The organism is Olsenella sp. oral taxon 809 str. F0356, from assembly GCF_000233535.1.
Taxonomy (GTDB): Bacteria; Actinomycetota; Coriobacteriia; order Coriobacteriales; family Atopobiaceae; genus Olsenella_I; species Olsenella_I phocaeensis.
The window spans coordinates 1,278,308-1,294,503 of sequence record NZ_JH376563.1 but is presented as its reverse complement, the minus strand read 5'-3'; the positions used below and the strand labels follow the sequence as shown (position 1 = coordinate 1,294,503).

Annotated in this window: 14 protein-coding genes and 1 tRNA gene; 9 read left to right on the top strand and 6 right to left on the bottom strand. The window is 68.2% G+C overall.

Annotated elements, in window-relative coordinates; translation table 11 throughout:
• Positions 1-4 precede the first annotated feature (4 nt).
• The 5 genes from sufB (at position 5) to HMPREF1008_RS05880 (ending at position 4,901) form a co-directional block, all read left to right on the top strand.
• Positions 5-1,423 carry a Fe-S cluster assembly protein SufB gene (gene sufB, locus HMPREF1008_RS05900; protein ID WP_040657029.1) on the top strand — a complete coding sequence of 473 codons (1,419 nt, stop codon included), beginning with the start codon at positions 5-7 and terminating at the stop codon, positions 1,421-1,423.
• Positions 1,423-2,544, top strand: a complete 1,122-nt coding sequence (locus HMPREF1008_RS05895) for a SufD family Fe-S cluster assembly protein (protein WP_009278939.1) — start codon at positions 1,423-1,425, stop codon at positions 2,542-2,544. The genes sufB and HMPREF1008_RS05895 overlap by 1 nt, the downstream gene beginning before the upstream one ends.
• On the top strand, positions 2,541-3,809 hold the full coding sequence (locus HMPREF1008_RS05890; protein WP_009278938.1) for an aminotransferase class V-fold PLP-dependent enzyme: 1,269 nt from the start codon (positions 2,541-2,543) through the stop codon (positions 3,807-3,809). Before HMPREF1008_RS05895 ends, HMPREF1008_RS05890 begins: the two co-directional genes overlap by 4 nt.
• The gene (sufU, locus tag HMPREF1008_RS05885; protein ID WP_009278937.1) at positions 3,802-4,302 is read left to right on the top strand and encodes a Fe-S cluster assembly sulfur transfer protein SufU; all 501 of its coding nucleotides are present in this window, start codon (positions 3,802-3,804) and stop codon (positions 4,300-4,302) included. Before HMPREF1008_RS05890 ends, sufU begins: the two co-directional genes overlap by 8 nt.
• Before the next feature lie 116 nt (positions 4,303-4,418).
• Entirely contained in the window at positions 4,419-4,901 is a 483-nt protein-coding gene (locus HMPREF1008_RS05880) for an Rrf2 family transcriptional regulator (RefSeq protein ID WP_369750392.1), read from the top strand.
• A gap of 138 nt (positions 4,902-5,039) precedes the next feature.
• Here HMPREF1008_RS05880 and hcp read toward each other — a convergent pair whose 3' ends face one another.
• Entirely contained in the window at positions 5,040-6,653 is a 1,614-nt protein-coding gene (gene hcp / locus HMPREF1008_RS05875; protein WP_009278935.1) for a hydroxylamine reductase, read from the bottom strand.
• 112 nt (positions 6,654-6,765) lie between these two features.
• Here hcp and HMPREF1008_RS05870 point away from each other — a divergent pair, with 112 nt between their 5' ends.
• The gene (locus HMPREF1008_RS05870) at positions 6,766-7,491 is read left to right on the top strand and encodes a Crp/Fnr family transcriptional regulator (RefSeq protein WP_009278934.1); all 726 of its coding nucleotides are present in this window, start codon (positions 6,766-6,768) and stop codon (positions 7,489-7,491) included.
• A gap of 149 nt (positions 7,492-7,640) precedes the next feature.
• Here HMPREF1008_RS05870 and ptsP read toward each other — a convergent pair whose 3' ends face one another.
• The 5 genes from ptsP to HMPREF1008_RS05845 form a co-directional block, all read right to left on the bottom strand.
• On the bottom strand, positions 7,641-9,344 hold the full coding sequence (gene ptsP / locus HMPREF1008_RS05865; RefSeq protein WP_009278933.1) for a phosphoenolpyruvate--protein phosphotransferase: 1,704 nt from the start codon (positions 9,342-9,344) through the stop codon (positions 7,641-7,643).
• Between the two features lie 82 nt (positions 9,345-9,426).
• Positions 9,427-10,353 (bottom strand): 1-phosphofructokinase, encoded by a 927-nt coding sequence (gene pfkB / locus HMPREF1008_RS05860; RefSeq protein WP_009278932.1) that lies wholly within the window; start codon positions 10,351-10,353, stop codon positions 9,427-9,429.
• Positions 10,354-10,532: 179 nt separating this feature from the next.
• Positions 10,533-10,609, bottom strand: a tRNA-Arg gene (locus tag HMPREF1008_RS05855).
• Positions 10,610-10,684: 75 nt separating this feature from the next.
• Positions 10,685-11,656 carry a type I phosphomannose isomerase catalytic subunit gene (locus tag HMPREF1008_RS05850; protein ID WP_009278931.1) on the bottom strand — a complete coding sequence of 324 codons (972 nt, stop codon included), beginning with the start codon at positions 11,654-11,656 and terminating at the stop codon, positions 10,685-10,687.
• Positions 11,657-11,695: 39 nt separating this feature from the next.
• Positions 11,696-12,343, bottom strand: coding sequence for an NUDIX hydrolase (locus HMPREF1008_RS05845; protein WP_009278930.1), 648 nt, complete (start codon positions 12,341-12,343; stop codon positions 11,696-11,698).
• Positions 12,344-12,569: 226 nt separating this feature from the next.
• Here HMPREF1008_RS05845 and HMPREF1008_RS05840 point away from each other — a divergent pair, with 226 nt between their 5' ends.
• From HMPREF1008_RS05840 to HMPREF1008_RS05830, 3 genes are all read left to right on the top strand, one after another.
• Entirely contained in the window at positions 12,570-14,141 is a 1,572-nt protein-coding gene (locus HMPREF1008_RS05840; protein ID WP_009278929.1) for a DEAD/DEAH box helicase, read from the top strand.
• Positions 14,142-14,642: 501 nt separating this feature from the next.
• Complete coding sequence (locus HMPREF1008_RS05835; RefSeq protein WP_009278928.1) at positions 14,643-15,233, top strand: hypothetical protein; 591 nt, start codon at positions 14,643-14,645, stop codon at positions 15,231-15,233.
• A 69-nt stretch (positions 15,234-15,302) separates the two neighbouring features.
• Positions 15,303-16,160: a hypothetical protein gene (locus HMPREF1008_RS05830; RefSeq protein ID WP_156797613.1), complete on the top strand. Its 858-nt coding sequence runs from the start codon at positions 15,303-15,305 to the stop codon at positions 16,158-16,160.
• Positions 16,161-16,196: the final 36 nt, after the last annotated feature.

Below are 16,196 nucleotides of genomic sequence, written 5' to 3'. Positions count from 1 at the left end.
CGAGGTGGACGAGAGGGGCCGCTCCAAGGTCGCCGACGTCGACCGCTCCCTCTATGACTTCGTGAAGAGCGAGGAGGGCTACGAGCGCTACGACGACGGCCTCACGCCCGAGATCGTGCGCGCCATCAGCGCGAAGAAGGGCGAGCCCGCCTGGATGCTCGACATGCGCCTCGAGGCCCTCGAGGTCTTCCACGAGCGCAAGATGGCCGACAACTGGGGTCCGGACGTGTCGGGCCTGGACATGGACCACATCTCGACCTACGTGAGCCCCCAGACCAAGCAGGCCCGCGACTGGGACGACGTGCCCAAGGACATCAAGGACACCTTCGAGCGCCTGGGCATCCCCGAGGCCGAGCGCGAGAGCCTGGCCGGCGTCGGCGCCCAGTACGACTCCGAGATCGTCTACCACAACATGCGCGAGGAGGTCGCAAAGCAGGGGGTGGTCTACACCACGATCGAGGACGCGCTGCAGGACCCCAAGTGGGAGGCGGTCGTCCACGAGTACTTCGGCAGGCTCATCCCCATGCGCGACCACAAGTTCGCGGCACTGCACTACGCCGTGTGGTCGGGCGGCTCCTTCGTGTATGTCCCCGAGGGCGTCACGCTCGACTACCCCCTACAGAGCTACTTCCGCCTCAACGCTTCCGGCGCGGGCCAGTTCGAGCACACGCTCATCGTGGTCGAACCTGGGGCCGACCTGCACTTCATCGAGGGCTGCTCCGCGCCCAAGTACTACGAGGCCAACCTCCACGCCGGCGCCGTGGAGCTCTATGTGAAGGACGGCGCCCGTCTGCGCTACTCCACCATCGAGAACTGGTCCAAGAACATGTACAACCTCAACACCAAGCGCGCCACCATCGGCTCCGACGCGCGCATGGAGTGGGTCTCGGGCTCCTTCGGCAGCCATGTGAGCTACCTCTACCCCACCACGATCATGCAGGGCGACCGCTCGAGCTGCGAGTTCACCGGCATCACCTTCGCCGGCGCCACGCAAGACCTCGACACGGGCTGCAAGGTGATCATCAACGGTGCCGACTGCACCGCGTCCGTCGACACCAAGTCCATATCCAAGGACGGCGGGGTCAACACCTTCAGAAGCTCCCTGGTGATCGGCCGCCACGCCGACAGGGCCAACGCGTCGGTCTCCTGCTCCTCCCTCATGCTGGACGACATCAGCCGCTCGGACACCATCCCCGCAATGGACGTGCGCAACCGCACGGCGCAGGTGGGCCACGAGGCGACGATCGGCCGCATCTCGGACGACACGGTGCTCTACCTCATGAGCCGCGGCTGCTCCGAGTCGGAGGCGCGCACCATGGTGGTCAACGGATTCGCCAACCCCGTCTCGAAAGAGCTCCCGCTGGAGTATGCCGTCGAGATGAACAACCTGATCAAGCTCGAGATGGAAGGGGCGATCGGCTAATGGCAGAGACGATTGCCGAGGCGCCGTCGTACACGGCCGTGGAGCACGTCAACCAACCGCCCGCGCAGACCTGGAACTACCTCAGGGTCAACGAGTGCAGCCTCCGCCTCCCCTCCCCCGTACGCAAGGGAGAGGTGCTCGCGCGCCTGCCCCGGATATTCTCCCAGGTCGAATGCGGCATCGGTGACGAGGCCGTGAGTTGGGTCGAGTCCGTGGCGGGAGACGCCCGCTACGTGGAGGTCCCCCAGGGGACGCGTCGCGCGGAACCCGTCGTCGTGGACGTCGACGCCAGCGGATTCGCCGTCGAGGACACCGGCGTGATGCTGCGCGAGGGCTCGGAGGCCACCGTCGTGGTCTCGGTCCGCGGCCAGGGCGGCCACTCCGCCTCCCTCCTCCGCGTCATCGCCGAGGCGGGCTCCAGGCTCCACCTCGTTGAGGTCGTCGCTCCCGGCAGCAGGAGCACCCACCTCGAGGGGGTGGGCATCGAGGCCGCCGAGGACGCCCGCATCGAGGCGCGCCAGTACGCGCTGGGGGGCAAGAGCCTGGCCATGGGCTTTGCCACCAAGCTCGGGGGCACGTCGTCGCACCTGCAGCTCGACTGCCGCTACGTCGTGCGCGACGCCGACGAGCTCGACGTGAACCACGTCGTGCACCAGCTCGGCCGCAACAGCCGCAGTGACATCGTCACCTCGGGCTTCCTGGGCGAGAGGGCCCACAAGGCCATGCGCGAGACCATCGACCTCACGCACGGCGCCAAGGGCGCCCGCGGCAACGAGACCGAGACCGTCCTCATGGGCGGCGACGAGGTCGTGAACAAGACCCTTCCCGTCATCCTCTGCGACGAGGACGACGTCCAGGGCAACCACGGCGCCTCCATCGGCTCCGTCAGCGCCGAGCAGCTCGGCTACCTCACCGACCGCGGCCTCAGCGAGGAGGAGGTCAACGACCTCTTCGTGCGCGCCATCTTCGACGACGCCGCCATCCACGCGCCCGAGGCGAGCTCCCGCGAGGCCGCACTCGCCCGTGCGGAACAGCTGCTCGGGCCCGAGGCCGCCCGCGACGTGGCCGAGGGCCTGGGCCTCTCGCCTGCCACCACCGACGCCAGGGAGGTGTCCGCATGAGTCTCGACGCATCCCAGCTCGCGAGCATCGCGGAGAACCCCTACAAGGATGACTTCCCCCTGCTCGCCAAGCATCCCGAGATCTGCTTCCTCGACAGCGCCGCCACCTCCCAGCGGCCGGCGGCCGTGCTCGACGCGCAGAGGCGCTTCTACGAGGAGATGAACGCCAACCCGCTGCGCGGGCTCTACGGCCTGTCGGTCGAGGCGACCCAGGCCATCGAGGGCGCGCGCGACCACATAGCCCGCTTCATCGGCGCGGTGGACGACGAGGGAAGGCCCCAGGGCAGCGAGGTGATCTTCACCCGCAACGCCTCGGAGTCGCTCAACCTCGTCGCCCAGACCCTGGGCAGGAGCGTCCTGCACGAGGGCGACGAGGTCGTCGTCTCGATCATGGAGCACCACTCCAACATCATCCCCTGGCAGCAGGTCTGCGCCCAGACGGGCACCCGCCTCGTCTACCTGAGGCTCGACGACGACTTCCGCATCACTCAGGAGGAGCTCGAGGCGAAGGTCGGCCCCAGGGCGAAGATCGTCTCGGTGACGCAGGTCTCCAACGTGCTGGGCGTGCGGAACGACATTCCCGCCATCTCCGCGCGCGCCCACCAGATGGGCGCCCACATGGTGGTTGACGGGGCGCAGAGCGTCCCGCACCTCAAGGTGGACGTCCGCGAGCTGGGTTGCGACCTCCTGGCCTTCAGCGCCCACAAGATGGGTGGCCCCATGGGCATCGGGATCCTCTGGGGCAAGGCCGCCCTCCTCGACCAGATGCCCCCCTTCCTCACGGGAGGCGAGATGATCGACTCCGTGAGCGAGACGGACGCGGTCTGGGCGCCCGTCCCACAGAAGTTCGAGGCGGGCACGCAGGACGCGGCGGGCAGCTACGCCTTCGACGCGGGCCTGGGCTACCTCGAGTCCAAGGGCTTCGCCGCCCTGGAGGCGCGCGAGAGGCTCCTCTCCGCCTACCTGACCGAGAGCCTGGCAGCCCTCGACTTCGTCGACGTCATAGGCCCCGAGGACGGCTGCCGCCACGTCGGTGCCGTCGCATTCAACGTGCGTGGCGTCCACCCGCACGACGTGGCCTCCATCCTGGACGGGTCGGGCGTCTGCATCAGGGCTGGGCACCACTGCGCCCAGCCCCTCCTCTCCTACCTCGACGTGGCCATGGGCAGCACCTGCCGCGCGAGCGTGGCGTTCTATAACGACAAGCAGGACATCGACCGCCTGGTCGACGGCCTCAAGACGGTTTGGCAGGTCTTCAATGGCTAACGCGAGCGTCACGTCACTCTACAACGCTCAGTTCATGGACCACGTGTCCCACCCCGACTACAAGTACCCGCTGGAGGACGCCACCCTCACGCACGAGGGCGTGAACCCCTCCTGCGGCGACGAGCTCACCTTCTACGTCCGCCTGGGGGACGACGGCACGATAGAGGAGGCGGCCTACCAGGGCCACGGCTGCGCCATCAGCCAAGCCTCCGCGGACATGATGAGCGACCTCGTGGTGGACAAGACCCCCCAGGAGGCCATCGGGCTCTGCAAGCTGTTCGGTCGCATGGTGCGCGGCGAGGAGACCGACGCCGACACGCTCGCACAGCTCGACGAGGCCGCCTCGCTCAGGGACATCTCGCACATGCCCGCGCGCGTCAAGTGCGCCGAGCTCGCCTGGCGCACGCTCGAGGAGATGCTCGAGGCCGGGAGCGAGGAGGCCAGCGTGGCCGTTCCCTTCCACACGCACGAGCACGACGGGGCGAACGACTAGACGAGGGCAGGCGCCTGGGGAGAGGACCACCACGTCCCCATCCCGCGCACCCACATGCGCGTAGGACGACCACGGTAGGCGACAGAGGCGAGAGGGGGTAGGCACGGATGGCTGGCATGTTCTCCACCAGGGGCAAGTACGCCCTGCGGGCCATGGCGGACCTTGCCATGCACGACGGGTGGGTGTCGCTGGGCGACGTCTCCCGCAGGCAGAACATCTCGCGCAAGTACCTCGAGCAGGTGGTGTCACGCATGCACAAGGTGGGCTACGTGCAGAGCCTTCGCGGCAAGGGCGGTGGATACCGCCTGAGCAAGCGACCCGAGGAGTACACCCTCGGCCAGATCCTTCGTGCGGCAGAGGGCTCGCTCGCGCCTGTGGCCTGCCTCGACTGCACGAACGGCGAGATCTGCCCCATCATCGACACCTGTCCCACCGTCACCGTGTGGCGGGACCTCGGGAAGGTCACCGCCGAGTACCTGGACAGCAAGACCCTGGCGGACATCGTCCGCGACAGGCAGGAGATCGCAGGCCTCACTGACTGGAACCCGCGCGAGAGCCGAGGACCACAACAGAGTCAGGGACGCGTGAGCTGCGACTAGTCACCCTGAGTCAGGGAGCGCGCCCCCTGGCGTTGTCGCGACAGCCGGCTCCGGACAGCTCGACCTTCCCGGCAGAATGACGCCCGCATCCCCTCGGGGGGGTGCGGGCGTCCCTTTGGCATGGCTCCGTCCCGAGCCCTAGGCCAGGCACTTCGCCAGGTCGTCCTCGACGTTGGTGGTGGGGGCGATCCCGTAGTTCCTCACCAGGACGTCCAGTACGTTGGGCGAGATGAAGGCGGGCAGGGAGGGCCCCAGCAGGATGTCCTTGATGCCCAGGTGCAGCAGCGTCAGGAGGATGCAGACCGCCTTCTGCTCATACCAGGAGAGCACGAAGGAGAGGGGCAGCTCGTTGACCCCGCAGTCGAAGGCCTTCGCGAGCGCCACCGCGACCTGGATCGCTGAGTACGCGTCGTTGCACTGGCCCATGTCCAGGATGCGCGGAAGGCCGGCCACGGTGCCCAGGTCGAGGTCGTTGAAGCGGAACTTGCCACAGGCCAGGGTCAGGACCACGGAGTCCTCGGGCGTCGCCTTGACGAAGTCGGTGTAGTAGTTGCGGCCGGGCTTGGCGCCGTCGCAACCGCCCACCAGGAAGAAGTGGCTGATCTGACCAGCCTTGACGGCGTCGACCACCTTGTCGGCGACGCCCAGCACGCTGGCGTGGCCAAAGCCCACGGTCACGCGATGGCCGCCGTTGATGCCCGTGAGCTCCTGGGGTTCGGCATAGCCGCCCAGCTCCTTTGCCTGTGCGATGAGTGCCGAGAAGTCCTTGTGGCCCCTCTCGTCAGCCTCCACGTGGGCGCAGCCGGGATACTCCACGACCCCCGTGGTCCACACCCGGTCGCCATAGGAGCCGCGAGGGGGCATCAGGCAGTTCGTGGTCCAGAGCACGGGAGCGGGAATGGCGTCGAACTCCCTCTGCTGGTTCTGCCAGGCGGTGCCAAAGTTGCCCTTGAGCTGGGGGTAGCGCTTGAGCTCGGGATATGCGTGGGCGGGGAGCATCTCGCCGTGGGTGTACACGTTGACGCCCGTGCCCTCGGTCTGTTCGAGGAGCTCCTTGAGGTCGCAGAGGTCGTGGCCCGTCACGACGACGAAGGGGCCGGGCTCGACGGTCAGCGGAACCTCGGTGGGAACTGGGGTCCCGTAGCTCGAGGTGTTGGCCTCGTCCAGGAGCGCCATGCACTCCAGGTTGACGGCGCCGGCCTCGTCGACCAGCGCCAGCAGGGCGTCCGCGTCATCCAGCTCGGCGATTCCCGCCAGGGCCTTGTAGAAGAAGGCGCTCACCGCCTGGCTGCGGCGGCCGAGAGCGGCGGCATGGTAGGCATACGCCGCGGTGCCACGGATGCCAAAGAGCACGAGCGACTTCAGGGAGCGCAGGTCGACGTCCTCGGCGTGCCACACGAGGTTCAGGTCGTAGTCAGGCGTGTCATCGCCGGGCGCGATGCCGTCCTTCGCGGCATGGACGCGCGCGATCATGGCACGAACGGAGTCAGCGTCGAAGTTGACGTTGGTGATGGTCGTGAAGAGCCCCTGCATGACGACATCGTCAGTGAGCGCGTTGGGCGTGGCGCCAGACATCACCGCCTGGGAGAGGGCCACCATGGCGCCCGTGAGCTCGTCCTCGAGTCGGGCGACCTCCGCCGACTTGCCGCAGACGCCCTGCCTGGAGCTGCAGGCGACCCCACGCGCGGTCTGCTCGCACTGGAAGCAGAACATCTCCTGTACCTTCTCGGGCGTAAGCGTGGTCTGAACCATTCTTCTCCTCCTTGCCTGACGGCCCTTTGGCTGCCGTCCCCGTCCTTCGAGAAGAAGGGTATTGCTATGATTCAAACGTTTCCGTTGCTTTTACAACATAAAGGGAAGAAATATGACAAAATCGAGAGAGAAGGAGACGGCCAAGGTCCCGACGGGCCTCTCGCTCGTGCCCAAGGAGCTTCTCCCCCAGGTCGAGGCCGCACGCAGGACCCAGCTCTTCTCCGGCATGGACGCACTCGAGGTCGCCCGCATGCTCCCCTGCCTCGGGGCGAGGATGGTCTCGTTCGAGGAGGGCGAGTACGTCCTGCGCGTGGGAGAGCGGGACGCCCACGTGTGGGTGGTCGAGTCGGGCGAGGTGCACGTGATCCGCGAGGACTGGCTCGGCAATCGCAACATCCAGGGCAGCTTCGGACCGGGAGAGTCCTTCGGCGAGGCCTATGCCTGCTCCCCAGACGCCATGCTCCCGGTATCCGTCGTGGTGGTGAGGGACGTCCGGCTCCTCAGGCTGGACGTCCGCCGCATGCTGCGGACCTGCTCGTCCGCCTGCCCTTTCCATCTGCGCCTCCTCTCCAACCTGGTAGGGCAGATGGCCTCCAAGAACCTCATGCTGGGAAGCAAGCTCCGCTACCTCAGCCAGCGCAGCACGCGTGACAAGCTCCTCGCCTTCCTCTCCGACGAGTCGGCACGCCAGGGCAGTCCCAGCTTCGCCATCCCCTACACCCGCCAGCAGCTCGCGGACTACCTCTCGGTCAACCGGAGCGCCCTCTCGAGCGAGATCTCGCGCCTTCGCGACGAGGGCGTCCTGCAAAGCGAGAGGAACTGGTTCACGCTCCTGTAGGTGGAAGCCAGCACGAGGGCACCATGGCCCGGGTTCCAGCAGGCCTGGCGCCGGTCGGCCCTGCCGAGACGGGCGAGGCTTCACAAAAGGGAGGGGGAGGGCGCCAAGGCGGCGGCCCTCCCCCGACGGAGTCTATGACGCGCCAAGGGCTACTTGGCGGCCGCCTGCAGGACGGCCTTGACCTCGGCCGCGGTCTTGAGGCTCAGGACCTTCTCCGTGAGGGCGTCCGCCTCCTTCTTGGTCCACTCGCTGATGATGCGGCGGGTGCGCAGGATCGAGGGGGCAGAGACGGAGTACTCGCCCAGGCCGAAGGAGATGAGCACGGGGATGAGCAGCGGGTCTGCCGCGGCCTCGCCGCACATGCCCACCATGATGCCCGCCTTGTTGCCCTCGGTGATGATGCGCTTGAGCGAGCGGAGCACCGCGGGCTGGTAGGCCTCATAGAGGTAGGCGACGCGGTCGTTGCCGCGGTCGGCGCACATGGTGTAGCCGATGAGGTCGTTGGTGCCGATGGAGAAGAAGTCGCACTCGGCGGCGAGGTCGTCGGCGATGAGGGAGGCTGCGGGGGTCTCGATCATCGTGCCGACCTCGATGTCCTTGTTGTAGGCGACGCCGCGGGCGTCGAGCTCCCTCTTGCACTCCTCGATGAGGGCCTTGGCCTGGCGAATCTCCTCGAGGGAGGTCACCAGCGGCAGCATGATCTTGATGTCGCCGAAGGCGGAGGCGCGCAGGAGGGCGAGGAGCTGGACCTTGTACTGCTCGGGGTTGTTGAGGCAGTAGCGGATGGCCCTGAAGCCCATGAAGGGGTTCTCCTCCTTCTGGAGGTTCAGGTAGGGGATCTCCTTGTCGCCGCCCACGTCGAGGGTGCGGATGATGACCGGCTGGTCCTTCATCCGCAGGGCGACCTTCTGGTAGGCAGCGAACTGCTCGTCCTCGCTGGGCAGCTCGAAGACGTCCATGAAGAGGAACTCCGAGCGGAAGAGGCCGATGCCCTCGCAGTCATGCTCGACGGCGTTGTTGGCGTCCTCGGGATTGCCGATGTTGGCGACGAGCAGGACCTTGTCGCCGTCGCCGGTCACGGTGTCCTTGCCGCGATAGGCCTCGAGCGCGGCCTTCTCGTCCGCATACGCCTTGGCCTTGGCGCGGTACTTCTCGAGCTCGCCTGCCGTGGGCTGGGCGACGACCCTGCCCTTGCTGCCGTCCACGACGACCATGTCACCCGTCTTGATGTTGGTGGTGGCGCCTGCGACGGAGAGCACCGCGGGAATCTCGAGCGCGCGGGCGATGATGGCGGAGTGAGAGGTACGACCTCCGGTCTCGGTCACGATGCCGGCGACGTTCTCCTTGTCGATGTCGGCCGTCATCGAGGGGGTGAGCTCGTGGACGACGACGATGGAATGCTCGGGCAGGGTGGAGAGGTCGACGACCTCCTTGCCCAGGAGGTCGGCCAAGAGGCCGGTCTTGACGTCGGCGACGTCAGCCGCACGCTCGCGGAAGAGCTCGTCCTCCATGTTCGAGAACATGTTGTAGTACATGTCGTAGGCCTTGCTCACGGCCTGCTCCGCGCACATGCCGGAGTCGATGGAGCCGTTGACCATCTCCTTGATGCCCTCGTCCTCGGCGAACTCGATGTGGGCACCCATGATGAGGGCCGCCTCGTCGCCGACGCTCTTCCTCATGCGCTCGATCTGGGCGTTGGTCTGCGCGACGAACTTCTCGAGTGCGGCGTCGTAGCGCGCCTTCTCCTCGCCCGCGTCCTCGGGCACCTTGGGTGTGAAGCTGAGGTCTGGGGCAACCGCGACCTGCGCCACGCCGATTCCATAGCCGTCTGATGCGTTGACGCCTTCGAACATAGGGTCCTCCAAACGATTCGATCCCAATAATGTGGTTTCGCGTTGGCTGCCAGGAAGGTGGTTCTATGGAACGGCACCGGCCCTAGGCCTGTGCGGCGATGATCTTGTTCAGCTGCTCGTAGACGCGGTCGACGGTGGCACGCTTCGCGATGGCCTTGCTCGCCGCGGTGGCCGTGCCGCAGGCGGATGCGAAGCGCAGGGCGGTCTCGTAGTCGGCGCCGCCCTGGACCTGCGCAACGAAGCCCGCCACCATCGAGTCGCCGGCACCAGTGGCGTTGACCAGGCGGATCTTGGCGGTGGGAACCGTGTGTACCCCGTCGTTCTCGTCATAGAGCAGGGAACCGTGGCCGCCGCACGAGACGATGACGTTCTGGGCGCCGCGCTCGTGGAGCTCCTTGGCGAAGGGGATGCACTCCTCCGGGGTCTCGGGGCGGGCGTCGAAGATGCGACCCACCTCGTGGTTGTTGGGCTTGATGAGGAAGGGCTTGGCGTTGAGGGCCTCGAGCAGCAGGGTCCCGGGCGCGTCGACGACGAAGCGGATGCCACGGCCCTCGAGGCGCTTCATGATGACGTCGTACATGTCCTCGGGGAGCGACTTGGGGATGGAGCCCGTCAGCACGACCGTGTCCCCCGAGCCGATGTAGTCGATGCGCTCGAGGAGCTCGTCCACCTTCTTCTCCGAGATCTTGGGGCCCATGCCGTTGACGATGGTCATGACGATGCCCTTGAGCTTCACGTTGATGCGGGTGAAGCCGTGCTCGAGCCTTACGAAGTTGGACGAGATGCCACCCTTCTGCAGCTCCTTGATGAGGTAGTCGCCCGTGAAGCCCGCGGCGATTCCCAGCGCGACGTTGGGGACCTTGAGCTCGTTGAGCATGGTGGAGACGTTGATTCCGTTTCCCCCGCAGTAGAGCTCCTCGCTCGACGAGCGGTTGGTGAAGCCCATGTCGAGCGTAAGGGGGTGCATTACGTAATCGATCGCCGGATTCAGCGTGACGGTATAAATCAACGTGTGCTCCTCTCGGCCACTGATCATGTAAGGCCATTATGCCTTAATTGGCCGCGTCTGGAGGAGAAATACCGTCCAACGTACCCCAATTCGGGGTCGGGCTCGCGGCGTGCGACACGTCTTGGGAAAGGTCGCGGGCCCACCCGGAACTTGCCAGGTGGGTCCGCGCGTCTGGATCGTGGTGCGCCCTAGGCGATTCGAACGCCTGACCCGCGGTTTAGAAGACCGATGCTCTGTCCAGCTGAGCTAAGGGCGCACGCAAAGGGCGCGACCATGGTACCACGGAGGGGCGGCTCGGTCCCGCGAGCCGGAGGCGAGGACCCGAGGCGACCTACCTGGGCACGTACGAGACGACCAGCTCCATCCTCCCCGCAAGGGCGAGCCTGCCGTGGCCGCTCGGGACGACGAAGTGGTCGCCCTTCCCCACCGCGTGCCCGCCCGCGCTGCCCGTTCCGTCCACCACGCTCGCGCAGGCGAAGTCCCGGAAGGGAGGGAGGGTCCTCTCACCCGCGACCCTGACCCGCTCCACGGCATAGCGCTCGCAGCTCACGAGCTCCGTCACCCCGTCGGCCTCCCTCGCGTCGACGTGGCCGGAGGAGATGGGCTCGGCGTCGTAGTCGATGACGTCCAGGCTCTGGGCGAGGTGCAGCTCCCTCTTGCTGCCGTCCGCCTGCAGGCGGTCGTAGTCCCACACGCGGTAGGTGACGTCGCTCGACTGCTGGGTCTCGAGCACCATGGTCCCCGCCTTGATGGCGTGCACGGTGCCCGGGTCGATCTGGAAGAAGTCCCCCGTGTGGACGGGGACCTCGTTGAGGAGCCCGTCCCAGTCGCCCTCCTCCACCTTGCGGGCGAACTCCTCGCGGCTCCTCGCCCGCTGCCCCACCACGATGGTCGCACCGGGGTCCGCGTGCAGCACGTACCAGCACTCGCACTTGCCCAGGGAGCCGCCCTCGTGCTCCGCAGCGTAGGCGTCGTCCGGATGGACCTGGATGGAGAGGTCGCCCTCCGCGTCAAGGATCTTGACCAGGAGGGGGAAGCGGTCACCCGTGGCGCCGCCGAAGAGCTCGCGATGACCGTCCCAGAGTTCCGAGAGCCTCTTGCCCTCGAAGGCGCCCGACGCGACACGACAGTCCCCCGCCGGATGTGCCGAGATCGCCCAGCACTCCCCCACCGGGCCGTCGGGGATCTGGTAGCCAAACTCCTCCTGGAGCCTCCTGCCCCCCCAGATCTTCCCGTGGAAGACGGGCTCGACGAAGATGAGGTCGCGCTCGGGGGAGCAAGACGGGTCCTTGGCTGTGCTCATGGGCCTTCCTTTCGATGGTGCGGCGTTTCCTCGATGGTATCAGGCGAGCCCGTGCGCCCGCAGGGCCGCCGCCTGGGCGGCGACGATGGTCTTCCCGTCGTCGATGAGGCCCGCCCGTATCCCCGCGAGGACCTCGTCCAAGGGGACCCAGGCGACGTCCACGAGCTCCCCCTCGTCGGGATGGGAGCTGCCGGCGCTCAGCTCGTACGCCAGGAAGACCTGCGTCGCCTCGTCCGTGAAGCCGGGCGAGCCCAGCGAGCGGGCCACGGGCTCGAGCCTCCCGGCCACGAGGCCCGTCTCCTCGCCGAGCTCGCGCGCGGCGCAGCGGGGGCCGTCTTCGCCCGGTTCGAGCCTTCCCGCCGGTATCTCGAGCGAGACCCTGCCCAGGGCCACCCGGAACTGCCTCACCAGGCAGATGCAGCCGTCCTCGCGGATGGCCCCGACGCCGGCGCCGCCGTGGTGACGCACCAGCTCGCGCCTGCCGTGACTGCCGTCCGGCAGGGCCACGTCGAGCAGCTCCACGGAGAAGACCCTCCCCTCCCACTCCGCGCTCGTCGAGCAGACGCGCTCGCACAGGCGGGGGTCGGGCTCCAGGAGCCTGCGGATGCGGGCGAGGGGACCCTCGTCCGGACGGGCCCGGGCCCCTGCGCCAGCCCCCGCCAAGCCAGCCGCCTCCGGCTTATCCATGCGCACCACCTTCCCTGGGACGCGCCCGCCGACGGGCGACGCAGACGACCGTTCGACCCCGATGATACCGAGTTGCGCTTATTTGGAAGAGCGGGGCGGTCGGCGACGCGCAGGTCGGCGCCCATGCGTACCATGTAGTTGCGAGTAGGTGCCGTGCCTGCAGCCTGGCCCCCTCGCCTTGGAAGATCGCCGCGCAGGGTCGCGGAAGCAAGCAGATGGGAAGCGCATGAGCAATCAGAACGGCGGCCGGTCCGGCCGTGGCATGGCGGCCGTCCGGGAGGACTCGGACGGCTTCGGGGGGCTTGGGCTCTCGAAGAGGGCCCTCGCGGCCGTGGAGGAGCTGGGCTACGACGAGCCGACGCCGGTGCAGAGCCTGGCGATACCCCAGGTCATCGCCGGCAAGGACGTGATGGCGGCCGCCCAGACGGGAACGGGCAAGACGGCGGCGTTCCTGCTGCCGACCCTCGACGGGCTGGGGCACGCGGGCAAGGGGGAGGGACCCCTCATGCTGGTGGTGACCCCAACCAGGGAGCTGGCACAGCAGATCGAGGACGCGGCGGAGCTCATCTGCCGCCACACCGGGCACAGGACCGTCGTGCTGGTGGGAGGGGTCGGCTACGAGCCCCAGAGGCAGGCCCTGAGGAGGGGCTGCGACCTGCTCGTCGCGACGCCGGGCCGCCTCCAGGACCTCATGAACCAACACGAGGCGGACCTCTCGTCCGTGCGCGTCCTCGTCCTGGACGAGGCCGACCGCATGCTCGACATGGGCTTCCTCCCCGACATGCGCCGCATCGTCGCCGCGACCCCGAGCCAGCGCCAGACGCTCCTCTTCTCCGCCACCCTGGACGACGACGTCCTCTCCAACACCAAGTCGCTGGTAAGGCACCCCGTCCGCGTGGAGGTCGCCCGCAAGGGCACCGCGGCCGAAACCGTCGACCAGTACGTGCTCCCCGTGTCCCCCGAGGCGAAGAACGCCGTCCTCGCCGAGCTGCTCCGGCGCGAGGGCTCGCGGCGGGTGATCGTGTTCTGTCGCGGCAAGCACCGCGCCGACGGCATCTGCCGCAAGCTCAGGAAGGCGGGCGTGCTCTGTGCACCCATCCACGGCAACCGCTCGCAGAACCAGAGGGAGCGGGCGCTGGCAAACTTCCGTGACGGGCAGGTTGACGTCCTGGTCGCGACCGACGTGCTGGCCCGAGGCATCGACATTCCCGACGTCTCGTACGTGGTCAACTTCGACGTGCCGGGCGACGCCGAGGACTACATCCACCGCATCGGCCGCACGGGCCGCGCGGGAGAGAGCGGCTGGGCGCTGAGCTTCGTGACCGAGGACGACTACCTCGACCTGCGCGACACTGAGGGGCTCATGGGCAGGGTGATCCCCCCGTTCCCGCGCGCCGAGGGACTCGACCTAGGCAGGGACCCGGTTAGGATGGACCCCGGCCGCGACCCGCACGAGAAGCTCCCCGGAAAGAAGGCGCGCAAGAAGATGGCGGACGCCCGCAGGGCGCGGAAGGCCGCGGCGGAAGGCCCGGCCGCGGCAGGCATGGCCACCGAACATCCCAGGCCAGGCACCAACAAGGCGGGGCAGGCCACTTCCCGGCAGGTCCGCGCCAAGGGGTCTGGCCGCCCGTCACGGAAGGACGGCGGAGCCAAGCCGGCCACGACCCAGAGGCCGCGCCCCCAGTCCCGTCGAAGGGCGAAGGCGGCGGAGAGTGGCTTCAACCTCTCGCCCGACCGTGGCGAGGCGGGCGCCAGGCGCGGCAGGAGGCATCCCGGAGACAGGGGCGGAACCCGCTAGCCAGACATCGCGACACGACACGGAAGTTACGACGGAGGGGCAGGCCGGACTGGTTTTCGGCCTGCCCCTCCGCCATGCCGCGCGGGCGAGCCGGTCCCCACCGGAGGTCGTGGAACCGCTCGACCGGCTCGACGACCGCCATGCCGCGCGAGGGTGCCGGTCCCCACGGCGCGAGCGTGCGCGAAGCGGCGACGCGGCGCATCGTCATGGCATCCCCCTGCATAAAAGTTCCGTCACCGCTCGCCTCACCGCCCCCTGCGGGCGCCCTTTGCCCGCCAACGGCGGCGGATGGAGGGGCATGGCCGCCTGCGTGCGTCCATGCACGTCCTCCCACCTGCGACGCCGCAGACTGGCGCGAGCTATGCGCCAGCTTGCTGCCAGCTCAATCTAAAAGCCCGGGCCCACCGACGCCCTCCCGTCGGACGATTGTCTCACGCGCCCCTCGGGGCGGCCGCCATGCCAGGGAAGCACTTCCCTCGGCGACGGACGAGGAGGGATTAGGTGAAGAGGCGGAAGGCACGGGGACGCAGGGGCATGTCGGCCCGGAACCCACGAGGGACGAGGGTGCTGGCGCTCGTCGTCCTCGGCCTGGCGTTCGCGGCGGCGGCGCTCCAGGCCCCACGGTTGCTCGAGGCCGGCTGGAAGGACCCACGGGTCAGCCTGGGCTCCTACGACGCCCTGGCAAGGGAGGGCGACGAGGCGCGGGATCTCGACCGGCAGGCGGAGGCGGACGCCTATTCCATGGACATAAGCTGTGCCGCGGCGATGGAGCTCGAGGAGGGACAGACCTCGGTGGAGGCACGCCTCGAGAACCCCTCGACCAACCACTGCGACCAGCGCATACGGATCTTCGAGAGGGAGAGGCCCGACGACCTGCTCTTCGAGTCCGGCGCTCTCTCGCCTGGCGAGCAGCTGCAGACCGTCGACCTGAGCCACCCCCTCGAGGCGGGCACACATCATGCCGTGGTCGAGTTCCAGGGCTACGAGCGAGGCGTGTCGCTCCTCTCGAACGAGGGCAGGCTGCTCGGACACAACAGCTTCGGGGCGTCGTGCGCGGCGGAGGTGGACATCATCTGCCGTCCCCAGGAATAGGCGACCAGGGCGGGCGTCCGCCCGGATGCGGCAACAGGGACCACGGAGGAAGGCGGGAATATGCGGGACATGGGCAACACTTGCAGGAGCTGCGCGCGGATGGCCGTCATGGCCGGGCTGGGGGTGGCGCTGGCGCTCTCCTCCCCCCTGGCGGCACTGGCCGAGGAGGCGCGGGCGGACGCCGCGCCTGCGAGCGTGACGGACGCGGCCGCCGCGCCTCTGGCGGAGGGTGCGGACCAGAGGAACGGCGAGGGGGACGGGGGCGAGAGGACGGCCCAGCCCCCCGCCGACTCCGAAACCGCGCCTGGCAAGGAGACGGCGGGCTCGCCGCTGCCTAGCTCCAGGGGAGAGACGAGGCTCTACGTCGTGGCAGACGCCAGCGCCCTGACGACCCCCGAGGGCAAGGACCCGGACGACCCCGACGGGCTGTTGGACCAGATCCGCGTGACCATCCCGGTCGCCATCCATTACGTGGCCGACTCCGCGGGGACGCTGAGCGGCCCCAAGGACAACGTCATCAAGTTCTCCAACAACTCCACGATGCCCGTCCACGTCGCGAGCGCGTCCGTGAGCGACGGCAACGGCGCGGCCATCGTCACGAAGGGGCAGGAGGAGCAGGCGGAGCGCGAGGGCAAGGCCGACTCGATCTGGCTCAGCCTCACCAACTCGAACGGCGACTCCATCGACCTGGGCGACTACAAAGGGGAGCGCGACCTTCGGGCGGGCAAGTGGAACATCGCGAGGTCAACCAAGCCCTCGGGCGAGGAGCGCATCGCAGACGACGCCAACAAGCTCTACCTCAACGGCCTGACCGGCCGCATCTCGGGCTTCGGGGGAATCGACCCCGCGAAGGACACCCAGGTCGGAGAGATCCACTGGACCGTGAGGCCGGGAACCAACGCCGAGCCATCCGAGGCGCAGGCGTGAGGCGCGTGACGCGGGAGGGCCAATGGAGGGAGAGGA

What these genes read in the sequence shown, in the direction of transcription:
- HMPREF1008_RS05880 (WP_369750392.1), top strand. Translation starts at nt 4,419, where the DNA reads ATGTTCTCCACCAGGGGCAAGTACGCCCTGCGGGCCATGGCGGACCTT.
- hcp (WP_009278935.1), bottom strand. Translation starts at nt 6,653, where the DNA reads ATGGTTCAGACCACGCTTACGCCCGAGAAGGTACAGGAGATGTTCTGC.
- HMPREF1008_RS05870 (WP_009278934.1), top strand. Translation starts at nt 6,766, where the DNA reads ATGACAAAATCGAGAGAGAAGGAGACGGCCAAGGTCCCGACGGGCCTC.
- HMPREF1008_RS05840 (WP_009278929.1), top strand. Translation starts at nt 12,570, where the DNA reads ATGAGCAATCAGAACGGCGGCCGGTCCGGCCGTGGCATGGCGGCCGTC.
- HMPREF1008_RS05895 (WP_009278939.1), top strand. Translation starts at nt 1,423, where the DNA reads ATGGCAGAGACGATTGCCGAGGCGCCGTCGTACACGGCCGTGGAGCAC.
- HMPREF1008_RS05830 (WP_156797613.1), top strand. Translation starts at nt 15,303, where the DNA reads ATGGGCAACACTTGCAGGAGCTGCGCGCGGATGGCCGTCATGGCCGGG.
- HMPREF1008_RS05845 (WP_009278930.1), bottom strand. Translation starts at nt 12,343, where the DNA reads ATGGATAAGCCGGAGGCGGCTGGCTTGGCGGGGGCTGGCGCAGGGGCC.
- sufU (WP_009278937.1), top strand. Translation starts at nt 3,802, where the DNA reads ATGGCTAACGCGAGCGTCACGTCACTCTACAACGCTCAGTTCATGGAC.
- HMPREF1008_RS05850 (WP_009278931.1), bottom strand. Translation starts at nt 11,656, where the DNA reads ATGAGCACAGCCAAGGACCCGTCTTGCTCCCCCGAGCGCGACCTCATC.
- HMPREF1008_RS05890 (WP_009278938.1), top strand. Translation starts at nt 2,541, where the DNA reads ATGAGTCTCGACGCATCCCAGCTCGCGAGCATCGCGGAGAACCCCTAC.
- ptsP (WP_009278933.1), bottom strand. Translation starts at nt 9,344, where the DNA reads ATGTTCGAAGGCGTCAACGCATCAGACGGCTATGGAATCGGCGTGGCG.